Raw genomic sequence first — 239 nt, 5'->3', positions numbered from 1 at the left:
ACCAGTGGTGGGTGGCCGGTGCGCCGGGCTTCGCCATCCTCATCGTCAGCCTCGGCTTCAACCTGCTCGGCGACGGCCTGCGCGACGCGCTCGATCCTCGCAGTGGTGACCAATGAGCAGGGAAACGAAGACGCTTCTCGACGTCGACGACCTGCGCGTCACCTTCCCGACCCGCACCGGTCTAATCGAGGCGGTGCGCGGCGTTTCCTTTTCGCTCGGCCGCGAACGGCTCGGCATCG

General features: G+C 67.4%; 2 pseudogenes. Both read left to right on the top strand.

Features of this window, described 5'->3' with window-relative positions:
* Nucleotides 1-116: pseudogene (locus EOB49_RS38545) on the top strand (D,D-dipeptide ABC transporter permease); the annotation flags it as partial.
* Nucleotides 113-239: pseudogene (locus EOB49_RS38540) on the top strand (ABC transporter ATP-binding protein); the annotation flags it as partial. The pseudogenes EOB49_RS38545 and EOB49_RS38540, both read left to right, overlap by 4 nt.

The sequence above is a fragment of the Mesorhizobium sp. M7A.F.Ca.MR.148.00.0.0 genome (genome assembly GCF_003997735.1).
GTDB lineage: Bacteria > Pseudomonadota > Alphaproteobacteria > Rhizobiales > Rhizobiaceae > Mesorhizobium.
The sequence above is the reverse complement of the archived record's forward strand: the minus strand, read 5'-3'. Positions and strand labels throughout refer to the sequence as shown.